The organism is Streptomyces sp. NPDC047453 (genome assembly GCF_040643155.1).
Taxonomy (GTDB): Bacteria; Actinomycetota; Actinomycetes; order Streptomycetales; family Streptomycetaceae; genus Streptomyces.
Genome location: NZ_JBEYTS010000004.1, coordinates 253,938 through 271,473, shown reverse-complemented (window position 1 = coordinate 271,473; position 17,536 = coordinate 253,938). Strand labels below are relative to the sequence as shown.

The following is a 17,536-nucleotide window of genomic DNA, read 5'->3' as shown; positions in this document are numbered from 1 at the left end:
GCGGCTGAAGCGGTTGCGGCGGATCCAGAGCGAGATGCTGAGCGCGGCGCGGCACGAGGTACTGGCGGCGCGCCGGGAGCCGGGGGCCGACCCGGAGATCGTGGACCGGGTACTGCGCCACCTGGACGTACGTAGTCTGCGGTGAGCCGCGCTCGGCGTACGGGACCGGCCGGTGCCGTCTCGGTACGCTCGTGACCATGAGTCGCAACGTCGTCATCAGCGGGGGCGGAACGGGGATCGGACTCGCCGCGGCGCGGACCTTCGCGGCCGACGGGGACCGGGTGCTGCTGCTCGGGCGGCGGGGCGAGGTGCTGCACAGGGCCGGGGTGCCGGGCGCGCTGACGTTCGCCGCGGACGTGGGCGACGTGGCCGGGGTGCGGTCGGTCGCCCGGTTCGTGGCCGACGAGCTCGGGGCGGTGGACGTGCTGATCCACAGCGCCGGAGGGTCGGGGCGGCTGGAGCCGCGGGTGGAGCGGGAGGATCCGCTCGACCTCGTCGCCGACAACTGGTTGGTCAACTTCCGGATCAACACCCTGACCGCCGTGCTGCTCACGGAGGCCCTCAAGGAGCGGCTCGCCGAACCGGGCGGCCGGGTGCTGTTCCTCAGCTCCATCGCCGCCTACCGGGGTTCGGGCAGCGGCGCCTACGCCGCCTCCAAGGCCGCCCTGCATCCCTACGCCCACGATCTGGCCCGCCAGTTGGGTCCGCGCGGGATCACGGTGAACCTGGTCGCGCCCGGGTACGTCGAGGACACCGACTTCTTCGGCGACGCGATGGACGACGCCCGCCGCGAACGGCTCGTCGCCGAGACCTCCACCGGCCGCCCCGGCACCCCGGGCGACGTCGCGGCCACCCTCCACTGGCTCGCCTCCCCGTCCGCCGCCCACATCACCTCCCAGATCATCCAGGTGAACGGCGGCGCAGAACGCGGCCACTGACCCCGCGGTGCGGCCACGGCCCGTCCCACCCGGCGGCAGACGATCAACACGACCGCTCCGCGGCGCCCGAACCCGCTCCCGGCAGCGCACACCTACCGACCGGGGGAGCCCGCGACCCGGACGCCGGACCGGCCCACCCGGTCTGCGCGGGCCGGGTGATCAGCCGGAGGCTGTTTGGGAATTGTTGAAGGCGGGGTGGGGCGTGCCGTCGTGGGGTGGTGCGGCGTTGGCCGTGGTGACGCGGGGGAGGGCGTAGGGGTGGTGCTCGGAGAGCCAGCGGAGCATCTGCTCGCGGACCACGACCCGTACCGTCCAGATGTCGTCGGCGTCCTTCGCCGTCACCAGCGCCCGTACCTGCATCGTGGTCGGCGTCGTGTCCGTGACCACCAGGTTGTAGGCGCGGCCGTCCCAGGCCGGGCACTCGCGCAGGATGTCGCGCAGCTTCTCGCGCATCGCGTCCATCGGCGCGCGGTGGTCGAGGTGGAAGAAGACGGTGCCGGTCATCTGCGGGGTGCCGCGCGACCAGTTCTCGAACGGGTTGGACGTGAAGTACGACACCGGCATGGTGATCCGGCGCTCGTCCCAGGTCCGTACCGTCAGGAAGGTCAGCGTGATCTCCTCGACCGAGCCCCACTCGCCGTTGACGACCACGGTGTCGCCGATCCGCACCATGTCGCCGAAGGCGATCTGCAGCCCCGCGAACATGTTGCTCAGCGTGGACTGCGCGGCGACACCGGCGACGATGCCGAGGAGGCCGGCCGAGGCCAGCAGCGAGGCACCGGCCGCGCGCATCGCCGGGAAGGTCAGCAGCATCGAGGCCGCCGCCACCACGATGACCACCGCCGAGACCACGCGCATGATCAGCTCGACCTGGGTGCGCACCCGCCGCACCCGGGCCGGATCCCGGTGCGCCCGGGCGTTGGCGTAGCGCGTGTACGAGGTCTCGACGATGGCCCCCGCGATCCGGATCACCAGCCAGGCCGCCGAGCCGATCAGCACCAGGGTCAGCGTCCGTCCGACGCCGACCCGGTGCTGCTCCAGCAACTGGGTCTGGTCGTAGGAGCCGCGCAGCAGGGCGGCGCACAGCACGAGCTGGTAGGGGACGCGGGCACGGCGCAGCAGGCCCCACAACGGTTTGTCGGGGTGCCGTTCGTCGGCCTTGCGCAGCAGCAGGTCGATGGCCCAGCCGATGACCAGTGTGAGGACGACCGAGCCGCCGACAACGATCAGAGGGCGGAGTACGTTCTCCATGCCTGCGAACCTAACCTGCGACGCGCGGTGTGAACATGTGTGGACGTGAAGATCGCGGGTAGGGCGGGGGTGGTGTGACGAGACTCTCTTCGGGCGGACGCGCATCGCGGTGGGCCGACGCCGTCCTGCCCGGCTGGCACCATGGGCCCATGAACATCGTGCTCTTCCACTCGACCTACGGCCTCAGACCCGCGGTACGCCAGGCCGCGGACCGGCTGCGTGCCTCCGGGCACGAGGTGTGGACGCCGGATCTCTTCGAGGGCCGTACGTTCGACACCGTCGAGGAGGGCAGGGCCTGCCAGGAATCGATCGGCAAGGACGAGCTGCTCAAGCGGGCGGTACTGGCCGCGGCGCCCTACTCTGAGCGGGGCCTGGTCTACGCCGGGTTCTCGTTCGGGGCCGCCACCGCGCAGACGCTCGCCCTCGGCGACGACAAGGCCCGCGGACTGCTCCTGCTGCACGGCACCTCGGACGTCGCGCCGAACGCGAGCGCCGAGGGCCTGCCCGTCCAGCTGCACGTGGCCGAGCCCGACCCGTTCGAGCCGGACGACTGGCTGAGCGCCTGGTACCTCCAGATGGGCCGGACCGGCGCCGACGTGGAGGTCTACCGCTACGCCGGGGCCGGTCACCTCTACACCGACCCCGACCTGCCGGACTACGACGAGGATGCCGCCGAGGCCACCTGGCGGGTGGCGCTCGGCTTCCTCGCCGAGCTCGAAGCCGACTAGGGCTGTCGGCCAGGGCTGCCGACCAGGGCTCAGACCGGATCGTAGGTGCGCTCGACCTTCTGCGTGCCGCTGCGTGTGCGGTACGAACGGGTCCAGGCCGAGGTCGCGTTCGGGCTGGTGCGGTCGGACAGCACGTAGTAGTCCATCTGCGCGCGGTCGGCGGTCAGGTCCAGCACGCCGTAGCCGTGGCGGTCGGTGTCGACCCAGTGGACGTGCCGGTTGGCGGCGCGGATCACCGGTGCGGCGATCGCCGAGACCGTGCCCTCGGGAACCTTGACGAAGTCGTCGAGGTTGTCGGAGGTCACCGAGGTGACCACGAACTCCGTGGCGGCGGACGCCGACAGCGGGTACGTGCCGGCGTCCACCGGGACGTCGTTGGCCCACGCCATGTGGATGTCGCCGGTCAGGAAGACGGTGTTGCGGATGGCGTTCGCGCGCAGATGGGCCAGCAGTTCGCGGCGGTCGTCGGTGTAGCCGTCCCACTGGTCGGTGTTGACGGCCAGGCCCTCCCGCGGCAGCCCGAGCAGCTCGGCCAGCGGCCTCAGCAGGTCCGCGGAGAGCGCGCCGATGGCGAACGGCGCGATCATCACCGAGTTGCCGACCAGCCGCCAGGTGGTGTCCGACGCCTTCAAACCGGCCTTGAGCCAGTCGAGTTGGGGGCGGCCGGTGATCGTGCGGTCCGGATTGTCGACCGAGCCGCTGCCCGTGGCGGCCTGCTGCGAGCGGAAGGAACGCAGGTCCAGCAGGGACAGATCGGCCAGCTTGCCGAAGCGCAGCCGCCGGTAGGTGGTGCCCTCGACCGCCGTGCGCACCGGCATCCACTCGAAGTAGGCCTGCCGGGCGGCCGCCGCGCGGGCGGTCCAGGTCCCCTCGGCGCCCTCGGTGTGGTTGACCGCGCCGCCCGACCAGGCGTTGTCCGCGAACTCGTGGTCGTCCCAGATGGCGATGACCGGGGCGCTGTGGTGCAGCGCCCGCAGATCGGGGTCGGTCTTGTACGTCGCGTGCCGGGTGCGGTAGTCGGCGAGGGTGAGGATCTCGTGCGCGGGGACGTGCGGCCGCACCGCCCTGCCGCGGGCCGCGAACTCCCCGGACTCGTACTCGTAGATGTAGTCGCCGAGGTGCAGCCAGGCGTCGAGGTCCCTACGGGCCGCGAGGTGGCGGTAGGCCGCGAAGTGGCCGGCCTCCCAGTTGGCACAGGAGACCACGCCGAAGCGAAGGTTGGCGTCGGCGGCGTCGGCGGCGGGCGCGGTGCGGGTGCGGGCGATGGGGGAGTCGGTGCCCCCGGCCGAGAAGCGGAACCAGTAGTCGGTGGCCGGGCGCAGCCCTCGGACGTCGGCCTTGACGGTGTGGTCGGAGGCGGCCGTCGCGGTGGTCGAGCCCTCGGCGACGACGTCGGTGAACCCCCTGTCCCTGGCGACCGCCCAGCGCACCTCGGTGTCCGGGCCGAGCCCGGAGCCGGGTTCCGCCTCGGGGACGGGGGTCACCCGCGTCCACAGCAGGATGCCGTCCGGCAGCGGATCGCCGGAGGCGACGCCGTGCAGGAAGGCGGGCGCACCGGTGGCGGCGCGTGCGGGCAGCGCGGCGGCGAGCGGGCCCGCCAGCACGGCGCCTGCCGCCGCGGCCTTGACGAACGTACGGCGGCGCGCGACCGGTGGGTCGGCGCTCTCGGGGTGGTTCTGTCGACTGGTCACGGGCGATCAGATTACTGACCGGTAAGTGCGAAGAGCGGGCGAACCGGAAAAGGTTCGCCCGCTCTTCGCACGGGATTTACGGCGGCGGCGCTGCCGCCCGCCCGGGGATCAGCCCTTGAGGGCCGCGTCCACCGCCGCGTTGAACTCGTCCACCGTCATCGGCGGGTTCTGGGTGCCGGGCGTGGTCACCTTCTTGCCGTCCATGACCAGGCTCGGGGTGCCGTCCACACCGTCCTTGTTGGTGTCGAAGGTCTTCGACATCGCGACGGCCCAGGCGTCGTACTTGCCGCTCTTGACGTCGTTGCGGAACGACGCGTTGCCCTTCAGGGCCGGCACGGTGTCCGCCACCTTGATGAGGTAGTCGTCGCTCTTGAACTTGTCGTCGGTCTCCTCCGGGTGCCACTGCTTCGAGTACAGCGCGGCCTTGTACTCGAGGAACGCCTCGGGGCTGACGTTGAGCGCGGCGCCCATCGCGCTCATCGAGTTCTTGGAGCCCTCGCCGTTGTCGTGGTTGTCGATGAAGGTGCCGCCGATGTACTGGAGCTTGAACTTGCCGTCGTCGACGTCCTTCTTGACGGTCGCGCCGACGGTCTCCTCGAACTGGCCGCAGATCGGGCAGCGCGGGTCCTCGTAGATCTTGAGGGTCTTCTGGGCCGAGCTCTTGCCGATGACCACGGTCGTGCCGTCGGTGCCGGTGGTGTTGGCCGGGGCGACGACCTTCTCGTCCTTCACGGCCTCCCAGTGGCTGGGCTTGTTGGCCTGGACGACGGCGTAGCCGATGCCGCCGGCCGCCGCCAGCACGACCACGACCGCGGCGGCCACGGTTATCTGCCGCTTGACCTTGGCTCGCTTGGCGTCGCGCTCGCGCTCGGCGCGCAGCCGCTCCCGGGCCGCCGTCTTCGCCGACTGGCTGTTCCGCTTGCTCATGATGGTGTTCTCCTGTGGGACGCGCAGCTTCGTGCGCGGGGTGCGAATGAGGGACTGGTCGTGCTCGGGGCGCCCGGGGGAGTCGCTCAGACGAGCGCGAGGGCGTCCGGGCACGGCGGTCCGCGCCGTCCCAGGGAGTGCACGAGGATGCGGGCGCGCAGCGCGGCGATCCGCGGCGCGGGACGCGTCGGCCGGCCCACCGAGCGGGCGCCGCGCACCGTGACCGCCGCCACCGCGAGCAGCAGCGGCCGGAAGGTCGTGGCGGCCACCGCGCACAGCAACTGGGCGAGCGCCCGCTCGCCGCGGCGCAGCCAGCCGGCCGCGACCAGGCCGACGCCGACGTGCGCGGCCAGCAGCAGCCAGGCCGTGGCCGGGTCGGCGTGTGCGAGCAGGGCGGTCAGCCTGCCGGTGTCGGTGCCGGTCATCTGGGCCAGCGGGGTGCCGACGTCGGTGTGCCCGCCGCACAGCACGTCGAAGCCGACCGAGCGCAGGGGACCGGCGACCGGGCCGCCCGCGGGGCCGTAGCAGAGGTGCTGGCCGGTGGTGAAGACGGTGTCGGCGGCCAGCTCCAGCGGGACCAGCAGGGCAGCGATCCGCCCGAAGCCGCGCTCGCGGCCGGCCAGGGCGTAGGAGAGCAGGAACACGGCGACCGCGACCGCGGCCACCGTGTTCAGCGGCAGCGGGATCCGTGACAGCAGCACGTGCGACGCGGTGCTGAGCGTCACGACCACGGCCGTGAACAGCGCCGCGCGCACGGCTCTGAGTTTGGTCCCGGATATGTCCATAGCGAGACAAGAGTCTGTCATGTGGGCCGGTAAGGGACCCCTAAAGGGTTCCTGTGTGCGGCCCATCCGTCACAGACCCGGAATCCCTCCGTTGCGGAGCAGGTCCACGAAGATGCGGTGGTCGTCACGCGCGCGTGCGCCGTAGGCGTGCGCGAAGTCGACGAGCAGCGGCGCGAAGCCCTCCTCGTCGCCCGCGATCGCCGCGTCGATGGCCCGCTCGGTGGAGAACGGCACCAGCGACTCGCCCGAGGTGTCGTCCGCCGCCGCGTGCATGGCGGCCGTGGCCCGGCCCAGGTCGGCGACCACCTGCGCGATCTCCTCCGGGTCGTCGACGTGGTCCCAGTCCAGGTCCACGGCGTACGGCGAGACCTCGGTGACCAGCCGGCCCGCGCCGTCCAGCTCGGTCCAGCCCAGCCACGGGTCGGTGTGCGCCTGGAGGGCGCGCCGGCAGACCACCGTGCGGTGGCCCTCGTGCCGGAAGTGGTCGTGGATCGCCTGGTCCGTGATGTGCCGGGCGGCCGCCGCGGTTCCGGCCCGCTGGATGGAGATCACCACGTCGTGCTCCAGGGCGTCGCTGTGGCCCTCCAGGAGGATGTCGTACGACAGTCCGGCCGGGCCGATTCCGTGGCGGCCGACGACGTCCTTGACGCGGTAGGACTCCGGGCGGGCCAGCGACGCCTCCGGCAGGGTCTCCAGATAGCCGTCGAAGGCCGCGAGGACCTTGTAGCGGGTGGCGGCGTCCAGCTCGACCGTGCCACCGCCGGGCGCGAAGCGGCGCTCGAAGTCGCGGATCTCGGTCATCGACTCCAGCAGTCCGGCACGGGTCAGCGAACGGGCGTCACGCAGCGTGTCCAGAAGGGGGCCGTCGGCGGTGTCCAGCGTGAAGGGCGGCACCTCGTCGCTCTTGGCGCCGGTGGCCAGGGCGTGGATCCGGTCGCGGTAGGCGGTCGCGTAGAGCGTCACCAGCTCGGTGATCCGGTCGTCACTGAGCGCCTTGGCGTACCCGACGAGGGCGAGGGAGGCGGCGAACCGCTTGAGGTCCCGGGTGAAGGGGCCGACGTAGGCCTCGTCGAAGCCGGTGGCGCTGAAGACCAGCCGGCCGTCGGCGTCCATGTAGGTGCCGAAGCTCTCCGTGTGCAGGTCGCCGTGGATCCACACGCGCGAGGTGCGGTCGTCCAGGTAGGGTCCGCCGCGCCGGTCGGCGTCCAGGTCGTGGTGGAAGAGACAGGCCGTGCCCCGGTGGAACGCGAGGGCCGAGGCCGCCATCCTCCGCAGCCTCATGCCGTACCCGGCCGGATCGTCGGCCAGGAGCTCGCCGAAGGCGGTGTCGAGGACGGCGATGATCTCCTTGCCGCGCTGCTCGTCGCTGAGCTGGGGGACCGACATCGCGGAGTGCCTCCTGGTGCAGGTGGTGCATGACGTGTGGAGTGGGTCCGGCTTGGGCGTTCCACCACACCAACGTCCGGCGGTGCGGTGGAGTGCCCGTGCTGACCCGCCTGAAGGTACGGCGCAAACACGGCCGCGTGTCAGTGCCGGGGCATAGACTTCGACGCTGTCCCCCGGACTGTCCGCAGCACGTCGTCTATGTTGTCCATGGAGGCCGAACCGTGTCGAAGCCGCCGTTCACGCACCTGCACGTCCATACCCAGTACTCGCTGCTGGACGGTGCCGCGCGGCTGAAGGACATGTTCAACGCCTGTAACGAGATGGGCATGACGCACATCGCCATGTCCGACCACGGCAACCTCCACGGGGCGTACGACTTCTTCCACTCCGCGAAGAAGGCCGGAGTCACCCCGATCATCGGGATCGAGGCGTATGTCGCCCCTGAGTCCCGGCGCAACAAGCGCAAGATCCTATGGGGTCAGCCGCACCAGAAGCGGGACGACATCTCCGGTTCCGGCGGTTACACCCACAAGACGATGTGGGCGGTGAACAGGACCGGCCTGCACAACATCTTCCGCCTCTCCTCGGACGCCTACGCCGAGGGCTGGCTCCAGAAGTGGCCCCGGATGGACAAGGAGACGATCGCCCAGTGGTCCGAGGGCATCGTCGCCTCCACCGGCTGCCCCTCCGGCGAGGTCCAGACCCGGCTGCGCCTCGGCCACTTCGACGAGGCCCTGAAGGCCGCCGCCGACTACCAGGACATCTTCGGCAAGGACCGTTACTTCCTGGAGCTGATGGACCACGGCATCGACATCGAGCGCAAGGTCCGCGACGGCCTCCTGGAGATCGGCAAGAAGCTCGGCATCCCGCCCCTGGTCACCAACGACTCGCACTACACCTACGCGCACGAGGCCGGCGCCCACGACGCCCTGCTGTGCATCCAGACCGGCAAGAACCTCTCCGACCCCGACCGCTTCAAGTTCGACGGCACCGGCTACTACCTGAAGTCCACCGAGGAGATGTACGCCATCGACTCCTCGGACGCCTGGCAGGAGGGCTGCGCCAACACGCTCCTGGTCGCCGAGATGGTCGACACCACCGGCATGTTCGAGAAGCGCGACCTCATGCCCAAGTTCGACATCCCCGAGGGCTACACCGAGGTCACCTGGTTCAAGGAGGAGGTCCGCCGCGGCATGGAGCGCCGCTTCCCCGGCGGCATCCCCGACGACCGCCAGAAGCAGGTCGAGTACGAGATGGACGTCATCATCCAGATGGGGTTCCCGGGCTACTTCCTCGTGGTCGCCGACTTCATCATGTGGGCCAAGAACAACGGCATCGCGGTCGGCCCCGGCCGAGGCTCCGCGGCCGGCTCGATCGTCGCCTACGCGCTCGGCATCACCGACCTCGACCCGATCCCGCACGGTCTGATCTTCGAGCGGTTCCTCAACCCCGAGCGCATCTCGATGCCCGACGTCGACATCGACTTCGACGAGCGTCGGCGCGTCGAAGTGATCCGGTACGTGACCGAGAAGTACGGCGCCGACAAGGTCGCCATGATCGGCACCTACGGCACCATCAAGGCCAAGAACGCGATCAAGGACTCCGCGCGCGTGCTGGGCTACCCGTACGCGATGGGCGACCGCATCACCAAGGCCATGCCTGCCGACGTCCTCGGCAAGGGCATCCCGCTGTCCGGCATCACCGACTCCGAGCACCCCCGCTACTCGGAGGCGGGCGAGGTCCGCTCGATGTACGAGAACGAGCCGGACGTGAAGAAGGTCATCGACACCGCGCGCGGTGTGGAGGGCCTGGTGCGGCAGATGGGCGTGCACGCGGCCGGCGTGATCATGTCCAGCGAGACCATCACCGAGCACGTCCCGGTCTGGGTGAGGCACACCGACGGCGTGACCATCACGCAGTGGGACTACCCGAGCTGCGAGTCGCTCGGCCTGCTGAAGATGGACTTCCTGGGCCTGCGCAACCTGACGATCATGGACGACGCCGTGAAGATGGTGAAGTCCAACAAGGGGATCGACATCGATCTCCTCAGCCTGGAGCTGGACGACCCCAAGACCTTCGAACTGCTCCAGCGCGGCGACACCCTCGGCGTCTTCCAGTTCGACGGCGGCCCGATGCGCTCCCTGCTGCGTCTGATGAAGCCGGACAACTTCGAGGACATCTCCGCCGTCTCGGCCCTGTACCGCCCGGGCCCGATGGGCATGAACTCCCACACCAACTACGCGCTGCGCAAGAACGGCCAGCAGGAGATCACGCCCATCCACCCGGAGCTGGAGGAGCCGCTCAAGGAGGTCCTGGACGTCACCTACGGCCTGATCGTCTACCAGGAGCAGGTGCAGAAGGCCGCCCAGATCGTCGCCGGCTACTCGCTCGGCGAGGCTGACGTGCTGCGGCGTGTGATGGGCAAGAAGAAGCCGGAGGAACTGGAGAAGAACTTCGTCATCTTCCAGGGCGGCGCCCGCAAGAAGGGCTTCAGCGACGAGGCCATCCAGGCCCTGTGGGACGTGCTGGTCCCCTTCGCCGGCTACGCGTTCAACAAGGCCCACTCGGCCGCGTACGGCCTGGTGTCGTACTGGACCGCCTATCTGAAGGCCAACCACCCCGCCGAGTACATGGCCGGCCTGCTGACCTCCGTCAAGGACGACAAGGACAAGTCGGCGGTCTACCTCAACGAGTGCCGCCGCATGGGCATCCGGGTGCTCCCGCCCAACGTCAACGAGTCCCAGTCGAACTTCGCCGCGCAGGGCGACGACGTGATCCTCTTCGGCCTGTCCGCCGTGCGCAACGTCGGCACCAACGTCGTCGAGTCCATCATCAAGTGCCGCAAGGCCAAGGGGAAGTACGCCTCGTTCCCCGACTACCTCGACAAGGTCGAGGCGGTGGTCTGCAACAAGCGCACCACGGAGTCGCTGATCAAGGCGGGCGCCTTCGACGAGATGGGGCACACCCGCAAGGGCCTCACCGCGCAGTACGAGCCGATGATCGACAACGTGGTCGCGGTCAAGCGCAAGGAGGCCGAGGGCCAGTTCGACCTCTTCGGCGGGATGGGCGAGGAGACCAGTGGCGAGCCCGGCTTCGGTCTTGACGTGGAGTTCTCCGCCGAGGAGTGGGACAAGACGTATCTGCTCGCCCAGGAGCGGGAGATGCTCGGCCTCTACGTCTCCGACCACCCGCTGTTCGGCCTGGAGCACGTGCTCGCGGACAAGGCGGACGCGGGTATCTCCCAGCTCACCGGCGGCGAGCACGCCGACGGCGCGGTCGTCACCATCGGCGGCATCATCTCCGGCCTCCAGCGCAAGATGACCAAGCAGGGCAACGCCTGGGCGATCGCCACCGTCGAGGACCTGGCGGGCTCCATCGAGTGCATGTTCTTCCCGGCGACCTACCAGCTGGTGTCGACCCAACTCGTCGAGGACGCCGTGGTGTTCGTGAAGGGCCGCCTCGACAAGCGGGAGGACGTGCCGCGCCTGGTGGCGATGGAGCTGATGATCCCCGACCTGTCGAACGCGGGGAGCAACGCACCGGTGATCCTCACCATCCCGGCACTGAAGGTGACCCCGCCCATGGTCAGCCGCCTCGGCGAGATCCTCAGCCACCACAAGGGCGACAGCGAGGTCCGCATCAAGCTCCAGGGGCCGAGCAAGACGACGGTGCTGCGCCTGGACCGGCACCGGGTCAAGCCGGATCCGGCGTTGTTCGGCGATCTGAAGGTCCTGCTCGGCCCGTCCTGCCTGGCCGGCTGACATGAACGAGGGGCGTACCCGTGCGCATCGGGTACGCCCTCTCGTCGATTACCGCGCTTTGTTCAACAGCCCATGGGCCGGACTCAGTTGTGGCCGAAGCGCTTCTGACGTCCCTTGCGGGCCATGGCAGTCGGACTTGTCTGCGGCCCGGGGGCATGATGCTCGGGCTGCGACTCCGACGCGGAGTGCTCCGTCTCCTGCGGGCCGTTCGCGGCCACGGACGCCTTCTGCCGGCTCCGGTCCTGCTTGCGGTTCTTGGCCATGGTGATCAGCCTCCTGTGGGGGATCTAGGGGCCAGGGCCGGGACCAGATTCACATAGGCCGACAATGAACGCATGTTGGATAATTACCGTATGTAACGCGGGGCGTCGGGGGGCGGGCGCCCGAAACGCCACGCCGAAGATCGAGTTCGGGCCGTTAACCCCGGCCGTGTCGGGCAGACTCGAAGCACATCCCGAAGCACATCCCGAAGCAACCTCCCGGAAAGAGGGTGGATCGCGTGGACCGCTGCATCGTCCTGGTGGACGCCGGGTATCTGCTGGGCGCCGCGGCCAGTCTCCTCGCCGGGGAGCCGTCACGGTCCCGGATCACCGTCGACCACACCGCCCTTGTGCAGGGGCTGCGTGAACAGGCCGAGTCCGACACGGAGCGGCCCCTGCTCCGCATCTACTGGTTCGACGGCGCGCCCGACCGCGTACCGCAGCCCGAGCACCGCCGGCTGCGCGTGATGCCCCGGGTCACGGTCCGGCTCGGCGCGCTCACCCGCAGCGACGGACGCTGGGCGCAGAAGGGCGTGGACGCCGCGATGCATGCCGAGCTGACCGAGCTGGCCCGCAACCGCGCCTGCTCCGACGTCGTCCTCGTCACCGGCGACGGCGATCTGCTGCCCGGCATGATGGCCGCCAAGGAGCACGGCGTCGCCGTCCACCTGTGGGCGGTGCAGGCCGCCGACGGCGACTACAACCAGTCCGAGGACCTGGTCGCCGAGGCCGACGAGCGGCGCGTGCTGGACCGTACGTGGATCACCAAGGCCGTGCGTGCCAAGGAACTCGGCATCTGCGCGCCACCGCCCGCGCCCCGCCCCGAGATCGCCGCGATCCTCTCCGCGCCGCTGCCCGAGTCCACGCTCACCCAGGCCGCCGAAGGCCCCGCCGAACAGCGGCAGCACCCGGCCGCCGCCGCGGGACGCGGCGGCACCGAGGAGCGGGTGCCCGCCGCCAAAGGCGTACCCACCCCCAAGGACCTCGCCGCCCTGCGCGCCCCCGGCACCCCGTCCGCGCAGCACCCCTCCACGGCGACCCTGCGCTGGTCCTCGGACCGGGGCTGGGTGGACCGGCCGGGCCTGCCCGCCGAGCCGCCCGAGGCCGCGTCCATGCCGACGCTCGCCCAGCTGACGACGGCCGAGCAGCGGTGGGCGGACCGGGAGGAGGACATCACGACCGTCGGCGGCGACTCGTACGAGGTGGGACAGGTCTTCGCCCGGCGCTGGGTGGACCGGCTGGGCGACCAGGCGCACCTTCAGAAACTGTCGTCGATGTACCCCCGGATCCCGCACCGCGTCGACGGCGAGCTGCTGCGCTACGCCGCCCGCTTCGGTCTGCTCGCGCACAAGGACGACCAGATCGACGAGCACGACCGGTACGCCATCCGGGCCGGGTTCTGGCGGGAGATCGACGTACGGACGTCCACCGAGCGCGCTCCCGCCGGCGACTGAACCGCGGACCGGGCCGGCTCGGGGCGCCCCGAGGGCGAGTGGGGCTCCACGACCCCGTACCCTCGTCCCTTGTGAGTACGCGCACGGCACAGGCACTTCGGCCCGGGGACGACGTCGTGTGCGCGGTGCGCGGACTGACCCGGACCTACCCCGCGGTACGCGGCCGGCGCGGCGCTCCCGGGACGCCCGCGGTGCTGGCCACCGACGCGGTCGAGCTCGATGTCCGGCGCGGCGAGATCTTCGGGCTGCTCGGACCCAACGGCGCCGGCAAGTCCACCCTCGTACGCCAGCTCACCGGGCTGCTGCGCCCCGACAGCGGCACGGTCGAGATCCTCGGCCACGACATCGTGGCGCACCCGGAGCGGGCCGCGCGGATCCTCGCGTACCTCGGGCAGGAGTCCACCGCCCTGGACGAGCTGACCGTCTCGCTCGCCGCCGAGACCACCGGGCGGCTGCGCGGCCTGGACCTCAGGCGGGCGCGGGCCGAGCGGGACGCCGTCCTCGACGAGCTGGGTCTCGCGCCGATCGCCGGGCGCCCGCTGAAGAAGCTCTCCGGCGGCCAGCGGCGGCTCGCCTGCTTCGCGTCCGCGCTGGTCGGCGAACGCCCGCTGCTGGTGCTCGACGAGCCGACCACCGGGATGGACCCGGTGGCCCGGCGGGCGGTGTGGTCCGCCGTCGACCGGCGGCGCGCCGAACGCGGCACTACCGTCGTGCTGGTCACCCACAACGTCATCGAGGCCGAGACCGTCCTGGACCGGGTCGCGGTCCTGGACCGGGGCCGGGTCATCGCCTGCGACACCCCGGCCCGGCTCAAGGAGCGGGTCTCCGGCGAGGTGCGGGTCGAGCTGGTGTGGCGGGAGCGGGCGCCCCTGGAAGTGGCGGAGGTCGCCGTGCTCAGGGAGCGGGCCGTGGAGTCGGGTCGCCGCTGGACGCTGCGGCTGGCGCCCGAGGAGGCCCGCGCCGCCGTCGCCACGGTCACCGGCGGGGGCGCCTTCGCCGCCCTGGACGACTTCACCCTGACCACGCCCAGCCTGGAGGACGTGTACCTGGCGCTGGGCGGCGCCGCCCGGCAGGGGCTGGTGAAGGCATGAGCGGCATGAGCCGCGTGAACGGCATGAGCGTGGGGAGCGACGGATCCGTGGAGGACTACGCGGGCGCCGGGGGGAACCCGTCCGGTGCGGGAGGCGCGACCGCGCCCGCCGCGCCGGCCGCGTTCGCCGCCACGGACAAGCGGGCCGCGTCGTTCGCTGCAGCAGGTGAGCCGGCCGCGTTCGCTGCCGGCGGTAACCCGGCCGCTTGCGCTGCCGCAGGGAAAGGGAGCAGTTCGACGTGAGTGTCGTACCCGCCGGTGTGCTGCCGGGCGCGACGGCCGTGCAGGACGGCGGCGGTGAGGCGGCCGTGCTCGGGCCGCGGGCGCGGCTGTGGCCGTCGCTGGCCGCCGTGTACCGGGCCCAGCTGTCCCGGGCGCGGGTGGCGCGGATCCCGCTGCTGTTCGTGGCGACCTTCCAGTCCGTCGGCATCATGATCATGATGCGGGGCGTGGTCAGCGGCGGGAGCGAGGCCCGGTTCGTGGTGTCCGGCGCCTCGGTCGTCGTCGTCGCCTACGTCGCCCTGAACCTGCTCGCCCAGTACTTCGGGCAACTGCGGGCCAGCGGCGGGCTCGATCACTACGCGACGCTGCCGGTGCCGCCCGCGGCCGTGGTGCTGGGCGCGGCGGCCGCGTACGCCTCCTTCACGGTGCCGGGCACGCTGGTGACCGCCGTGTTCGGGTGCGTGCTGTTCGGGCTGCCGCTCGGCAACCTGTGGGTGCTGGTGGTGGTGATCCCGCTCGCCGGTGCCGCGCTCTCCGGGCTCGGCGCGGCCTGCGGGCTGCTCGCCCCGCGTCCGGAACTGGCCACCCTGCTGGGTCAGTTGGGCATGTCGGCGGCGCTGCTGCTCGGTGTGCTGCCGCCCGACCGCATGCCCGGGGCGGTACGGCTGCTGCGCGACCTGCTGCCGTCCACGTACGGCGTGGAGGCCTACGCGCACACCTTCGCGGCCCGTCCCGACTGGGCCCTGGTGGCCGGTGACATGGCCGTCTGCGCCGGGGTCGGGGTGGTCTCGCTGGCCGTCGCCACCTGGGCCTATCGCCGGGCCGCCGTCCGGTGACGCGGCCGTCCCCCGCAACTGGCACGATGACAAGGTGACCGCTCCGTTGACTCCGCCACCACCGCCGCACCGGCGCTCCTCACAGCATTCCGGGTCCTCAGAGTCGTCTGAGTCCTCGGGGTCCTCGGGATCGGGATCCGGGCAGGCCCCGAAGCCGGGGCCGGTCTCGCCCTGGCAGTCCTGGCAGGTGCCGCCCGCCGGAGCCCGGCCGGTGAGCGCGTACGAACAGGATGGGCCGGGCTGGGCGGCCGAGATCCGGGAGGCCGTCGTCGTCATGGTCGCCGTGGCCCTCTGCGGAGTGCCGCTGGGACTGCTCTGGCTGCGGCTGGCGCCCCGGGTGCCGCTGATCGCCGATGTGTCCGGGAGCAACTGGGTCGTCTACCTCAGGGACACCGAGGGGGAGCAGGCGATCGGCGTCGACGGCACGTTCACACTGCTGGCCCTGGCCTTCGGTGTGCTGAGCGCGGTGGTCGTCTTCCTGGTGCGGCGGCGCGGAGGCGTGCCGCTGGTGGTGGCCCTGTGCGTCGGAGGACTGCTCGGGTCGCTGCTGGCGTGGCGGCTCGGGGTGTGGCTCGGGCCCGAGCAGGACGTGGTCGCCCACGCCAAGGCGGTGGGCAAAGGGGTGACGTTCCCGGCACCGCTGAAGCTCGAGGCCCTGGGGGCGCTGCTGACCTGGTCGCTGGCCGCGCTGCTCGTCCACCTGGGGCTGACGGCCCTGTTCGGGCCGCGGGACCCGGAGATGTACGGGCCTGCGGTGCACGGGGACGGGGCACATGGGCACGGGTCGCACGGAGACGGTGCGCCTGGGCACGGGTCGCACGGAGGGTCCTCGGCGCCCTAGAGCGGGTGAACCTTTCCGGTCGCAGCACTAGCCGGTCAGAGTCTGTCCGGCGGACGGGGTGTGGCGCGGACGCGGGGGGCGGGCGAGACCGGGCCGGTCAGGCGCGACCGATCGGGGCGAGGGTCGCGTTCGTGAGGCCCGCCAGGTCGCCGGGGGACAGTTCCACCTCAAGGCCGCGGCGGCCCGCCGAGACGCAGATGGTGGCGTGTGCCGGGGCCGAGTCGTCCAGGACCGTGGGGAGCCTCTTGCGCTGGCCGAGCGGGGAGATGCCGCCGCGGACATAGCCGGTGGTGCGTTCCGCGAGGGCCGGGTCGGCCATCGCCGCCCGCTTGCCGCCGACCGCGGCCGCCAGGGCCTTGAGGTCCAGGGAGCCCGCGACCGGCACCACGGCCACCGTCAGGGCGCCGTCGACGTCCGCCACCAGCGTTTTGAAGACCCGATCCGGGGAGACGCCCATCGCCTCGGCCGCCTCCTCGCCGTAGGAGGGGTGGGAGGGGTCGTGGTCGTAGGAGTGGACGGTGTAGCGCACGCCCGCCGCGGTCAGCGCCACCGTCGCCGGGGTGCCGCCCGCCCCTTTTTCCTGCTGCTTCTTCGCCTTCTTGGCCATCCCGACCCGTTCCTTCAGTTGAGACTCGTCGGGCCGCGGGTCAGCTCCGCGGCCGGCAACGACGGCAGACTACGGATGATCGCCGTCTCCCCGCGAAGGAGTTTCAGTTCGTCACGCAGCCGGGAGGAGACGTCGGGCGCCTGGAGCAGCCGCTGCTTCGTCGGAATGTCGAGCATCATCGCCGCCGCCACCAGGTACGACACCACGCTCGGCTCGTCCGGCAGTTCCGCGGCGGTCGACAGCGACCGCTCCCGCGCGCCCGCCAGCCGCTTCTGGTACTGGCGGAAGGACCGCAGCACCCCCTCGGCCAGCGCGCCCGCCTCGTCGCCGGGCTCCTCGGTCAGCTCCTGCAGTTCCGCCACGAGGTACGGACCGGAGGCGTCCACCGACAGCAGCCGGACCCGGGTGGTGCCCGTGGCCAGCACCTCGAAGGAGCCGTCGGCCCGCTCCCGTATCGTCGCCGCGTCCGCCACGCAGGCCACGGAGTGGAAGGCCTTGGCCGGATCGGGGCCGAAGCCGGCGGCGGGGCCGCGTTCGGGCAGTGCGGTCGGATCGGGCATGCCCGGGGCGCTCACGGCCACTTCGTGGCCGTCGCGGATCGCCACGACGGCGAACCGGCGCGGCTCGTCCTCGGGTGTCTTCAGCAGCGCGCGCATCATGGCGCGGTAGCGCTCCTCGAAGACGTTCAGGGGCAGCACGAGCCCCGGGAACAGCACCGTGTTCAGGGGGAAGAGCGGAAGCCGGACGGTGGTCACGGCG

At 71.4% G+C, this 17,536-nt stretch carries 15 protein-coding genes; 7 read left to right on the top strand and 8 right to left on the bottom strand.

What is annotated here, in order from left to right:
- The first annotated feature begins 197 nt into the window (after positions 1–197).
- Entirely contained in the window at positions 198–938 is a 741-nt protein-coding gene (locus ABZ818_RS06770; protein WP_361411649.1) for an SDR family oxidoreductase, read from the top strand.
- A gap of 159 nt (positions 939–1,097) precedes the next feature.
- Here ABZ818_RS06770 and ABZ818_RS06765 read toward each other — a convergent pair whose 3' ends face one another.
- Positions 1,098–2,189 (bottom strand): mechanosensitive ion channel domain-containing protein, encoded by a 1,092-nt coding sequence (locus ABZ818_RS06765; protein WP_361411647.1) that lies wholly within the window; start codon positions 2,187–2,189, stop codon positions 1,098–1,100.
- A 149-nt stretch (positions 2,190–2,338) separates the two neighbouring features.
- Between ABZ818_RS06765 and ABZ818_RS06760 the strand changes: the two genes are divergently transcribed.
- The gene (locus ABZ818_RS06760; RefSeq protein WP_361411645.1) at positions 2,339–2,917 is read left to right on the top strand and encodes a dienelactone hydrolase family protein; all 579 of its coding nucleotides are present in this window, start codon (positions 2,339–2,341) and stop codon (positions 2,915–2,917) included.
- Positions 2,918–2,946: 29 nt separating this feature from the next.
- On the opposite strand, the gene ABZ818_RS06755 is transcribed toward ABZ818_RS06760, so the two are convergent.
- The 4 genes from ABZ818_RS06755 to ABZ818_RS06740 form a co-directional block, all read right to left on the bottom strand.
- The gene (locus tag ABZ818_RS06755; protein ID WP_361411643.1) at positions 2,947–4,608 is read right to left on the bottom strand and encodes an alkaline phosphatase D family protein; all 1,662 of its coding nucleotides are present in this window, start codon (positions 4,606–4,608) and stop codon (positions 2,947–2,949) included.
- A 108-nt stretch (positions 4,609–4,716) separates the two neighbouring features.
- Complete coding sequence (locus tag ABZ818_RS06750; RefSeq protein WP_361411641.1) at positions 4,717–5,535, bottom strand: thioredoxin domain-containing protein; 819 nt, start codon at positions 5,533–5,535, stop codon at positions 4,717–4,719.
- A gap of 86 nt (positions 5,536–5,621) precedes the next feature.
- On the bottom strand, positions 5,622–6,320 hold the full coding sequence (locus ABZ818_RS06745) for a hypothetical protein (protein WP_361411639.1): 699 nt from the start codon (positions 6,318–6,320) through the stop codon (positions 5,622–5,624).
- Between the two features lie 69 nt (positions 6,321–6,389).
- A complete protein-coding gene (locus tag ABZ818_RS06740) occupies positions 6,390–7,706 on the bottom strand; it encodes a DUF2252 family protein (protein WP_361411637.1) in 1,317 nt (438 codons plus the stop codon).
- Between the two features lie 221 nt (positions 7,707–7,927).
- Here ABZ818_RS06740 and dnaE point away from each other — a divergent pair, with 221 nt between their 5' ends.
- Entirely contained in the window at positions 7,928–11,467 is a 3,540-nt protein-coding gene (gene dnaE, locus ABZ818_RS06735) for a DNA polymerase III subunit alpha (RefSeq protein WP_361411635.1), read from the top strand.
- Positions 11,468–11,550: 83 nt separating this feature from the next.
- Here dnaE and ABZ818_RS06730 read toward each other — a convergent pair whose 3' ends face one another.
- A complete protein-coding gene (locus ABZ818_RS06730; RefSeq protein WP_361411633.1) occupies positions 11,551–11,730 on the bottom strand; it encodes a hypothetical protein in 180 nt (59 codons plus the stop codon).
- A gap of 236 nt (positions 11,731–11,966) precedes the next feature.
- On the opposite strand from ABZ818_RS06730, the gene ABZ818_RS06725 reads away from it, so the two are divergent.
- From ABZ818_RS06725 to ABZ818_RS06710, 4 genes are all read left to right on the top strand, one after another.
- On the top strand, positions 11,967–13,181 hold the full coding sequence (locus tag ABZ818_RS06725) for an NYN domain-containing protein (protein WP_361411631.1): 1,215 nt from the start codon (positions 11,967–11,969) through the stop codon (positions 13,179–13,181).
- Positions 13,182–13,297: 116 nt separating this feature from the next.
- Positions 13,298–14,272: an ABC transporter ATP-binding protein gene (locus ABZ818_RS06720; RefSeq protein WP_361411671.1), complete on the top strand. Its 975-nt coding sequence runs from the start codon at positions 13,298–13,300 to the stop codon at positions 14,270–14,272.
- A gap of 238 nt (positions 14,273–14,510) precedes the next feature.
- On the top strand, positions 14,511–15,329 hold the full coding sequence (locus tag ABZ818_RS06715) for an ABC transporter permease (RefSeq protein WP_361411629.1): 819 nt from the start codon (positions 14,511–14,513) through the stop codon (positions 15,327–15,329).
- 34 nt (positions 15,330–15,363) lie between these two features.
- Complete coding sequence (locus ABZ818_RS06710) at positions 15,364–16,170, top strand: hypothetical protein (protein WP_361411627.1); 807 nt, start codon at positions 15,364–15,366, stop codon at positions 16,168–16,170.
- A 97-nt stretch (positions 16,171–16,267) separates the two neighbouring features.
- Here the strand turns inward: ABZ818_RS06710 and ybaK are convergent, their stop codons facing one another.
- Both ybaK and ABZ818_RS06700 read right to left on the bottom strand, forming a co-directional pair.
- Positions 16,268–16,777 carry a Cys-tRNA(Pro) deacylase gene (gene ybaK / locus ABZ818_RS06705; RefSeq protein ID WP_361411625.1) on the bottom strand — a complete coding sequence of 170 codons (510 nt, stop codon included), beginning with the start codon at positions 16,775–16,777 and terminating at the stop codon, positions 16,268–16,270.
- 14 nt (positions 16,778–16,791) lie between these two features.
- A complete protein-coding gene (locus ABZ818_RS06700; protein WP_361411623.1) occupies positions 16,792–17,532 on the bottom strand; it encodes an LON peptidase substrate-binding domain-containing protein in 741 nt (246 codons plus the stop codon).
- Between the last annotated feature and the right edge of the window lie 4 nt (positions 17,533–17,536).

Bases quoted from the DNA above. Each gene is read 5' to 3' on its own strand.
- ybaK (WP_361411625.1), bottom strand. From the start codon at position 16,777: ATGGCCAAGAAGGCGAAGAAGCAGCAGGAAAAAGGGGCGGGCGGCACC.
- ABZ818_RS06770 (WP_361411649.1), top strand. From the start codon at position 198: ATGAGTCGCAACGTCGTCATCAGCGGGGGCGGAACGGGGATCGGACTC.
- ABZ818_RS06730 (WP_361411633.1), bottom strand. From the start codon at position 11,730: ATGGCCAAGAACCGCAAGCAGGACCGGAGCCGGCAGAAGGCGTCCGTG.
- ABZ818_RS06760 (WP_361411645.1), top strand. From the start codon at position 2,339: ATGAACATCGTGCTCTTCCACTCGACCTACGGCCTCAGACCCGCGGTA.
- ABZ818_RS06765 (WP_361411647.1), bottom strand. From the start codon at position 2,189: ATGGAGAACGTACTCCGCCCTCTGATCGTTGTCGGCGGCTCGGTCGTC.
- ABZ818_RS06750 (WP_361411641.1), bottom strand. From the start codon at position 5,535: ATGAGCAAGCGGAACAGCCAGTCGGCGAAGACGGCGGCCCGGGAGCGG.
- ABZ818_RS06740 (WP_361411637.1), bottom strand. From the start codon at position 7,706: ATGTCGGTCCCCCAGCTCAGCGACGAGCAGCGCGGCAAGGAGATCATC.
- ABZ818_RS06745 (WP_361411639.1), bottom strand. From the start codon at position 6,320: ATGGACATATCCGGGACCAAACTCAGAGCCGTGCGCGCGGCGCTGTTC.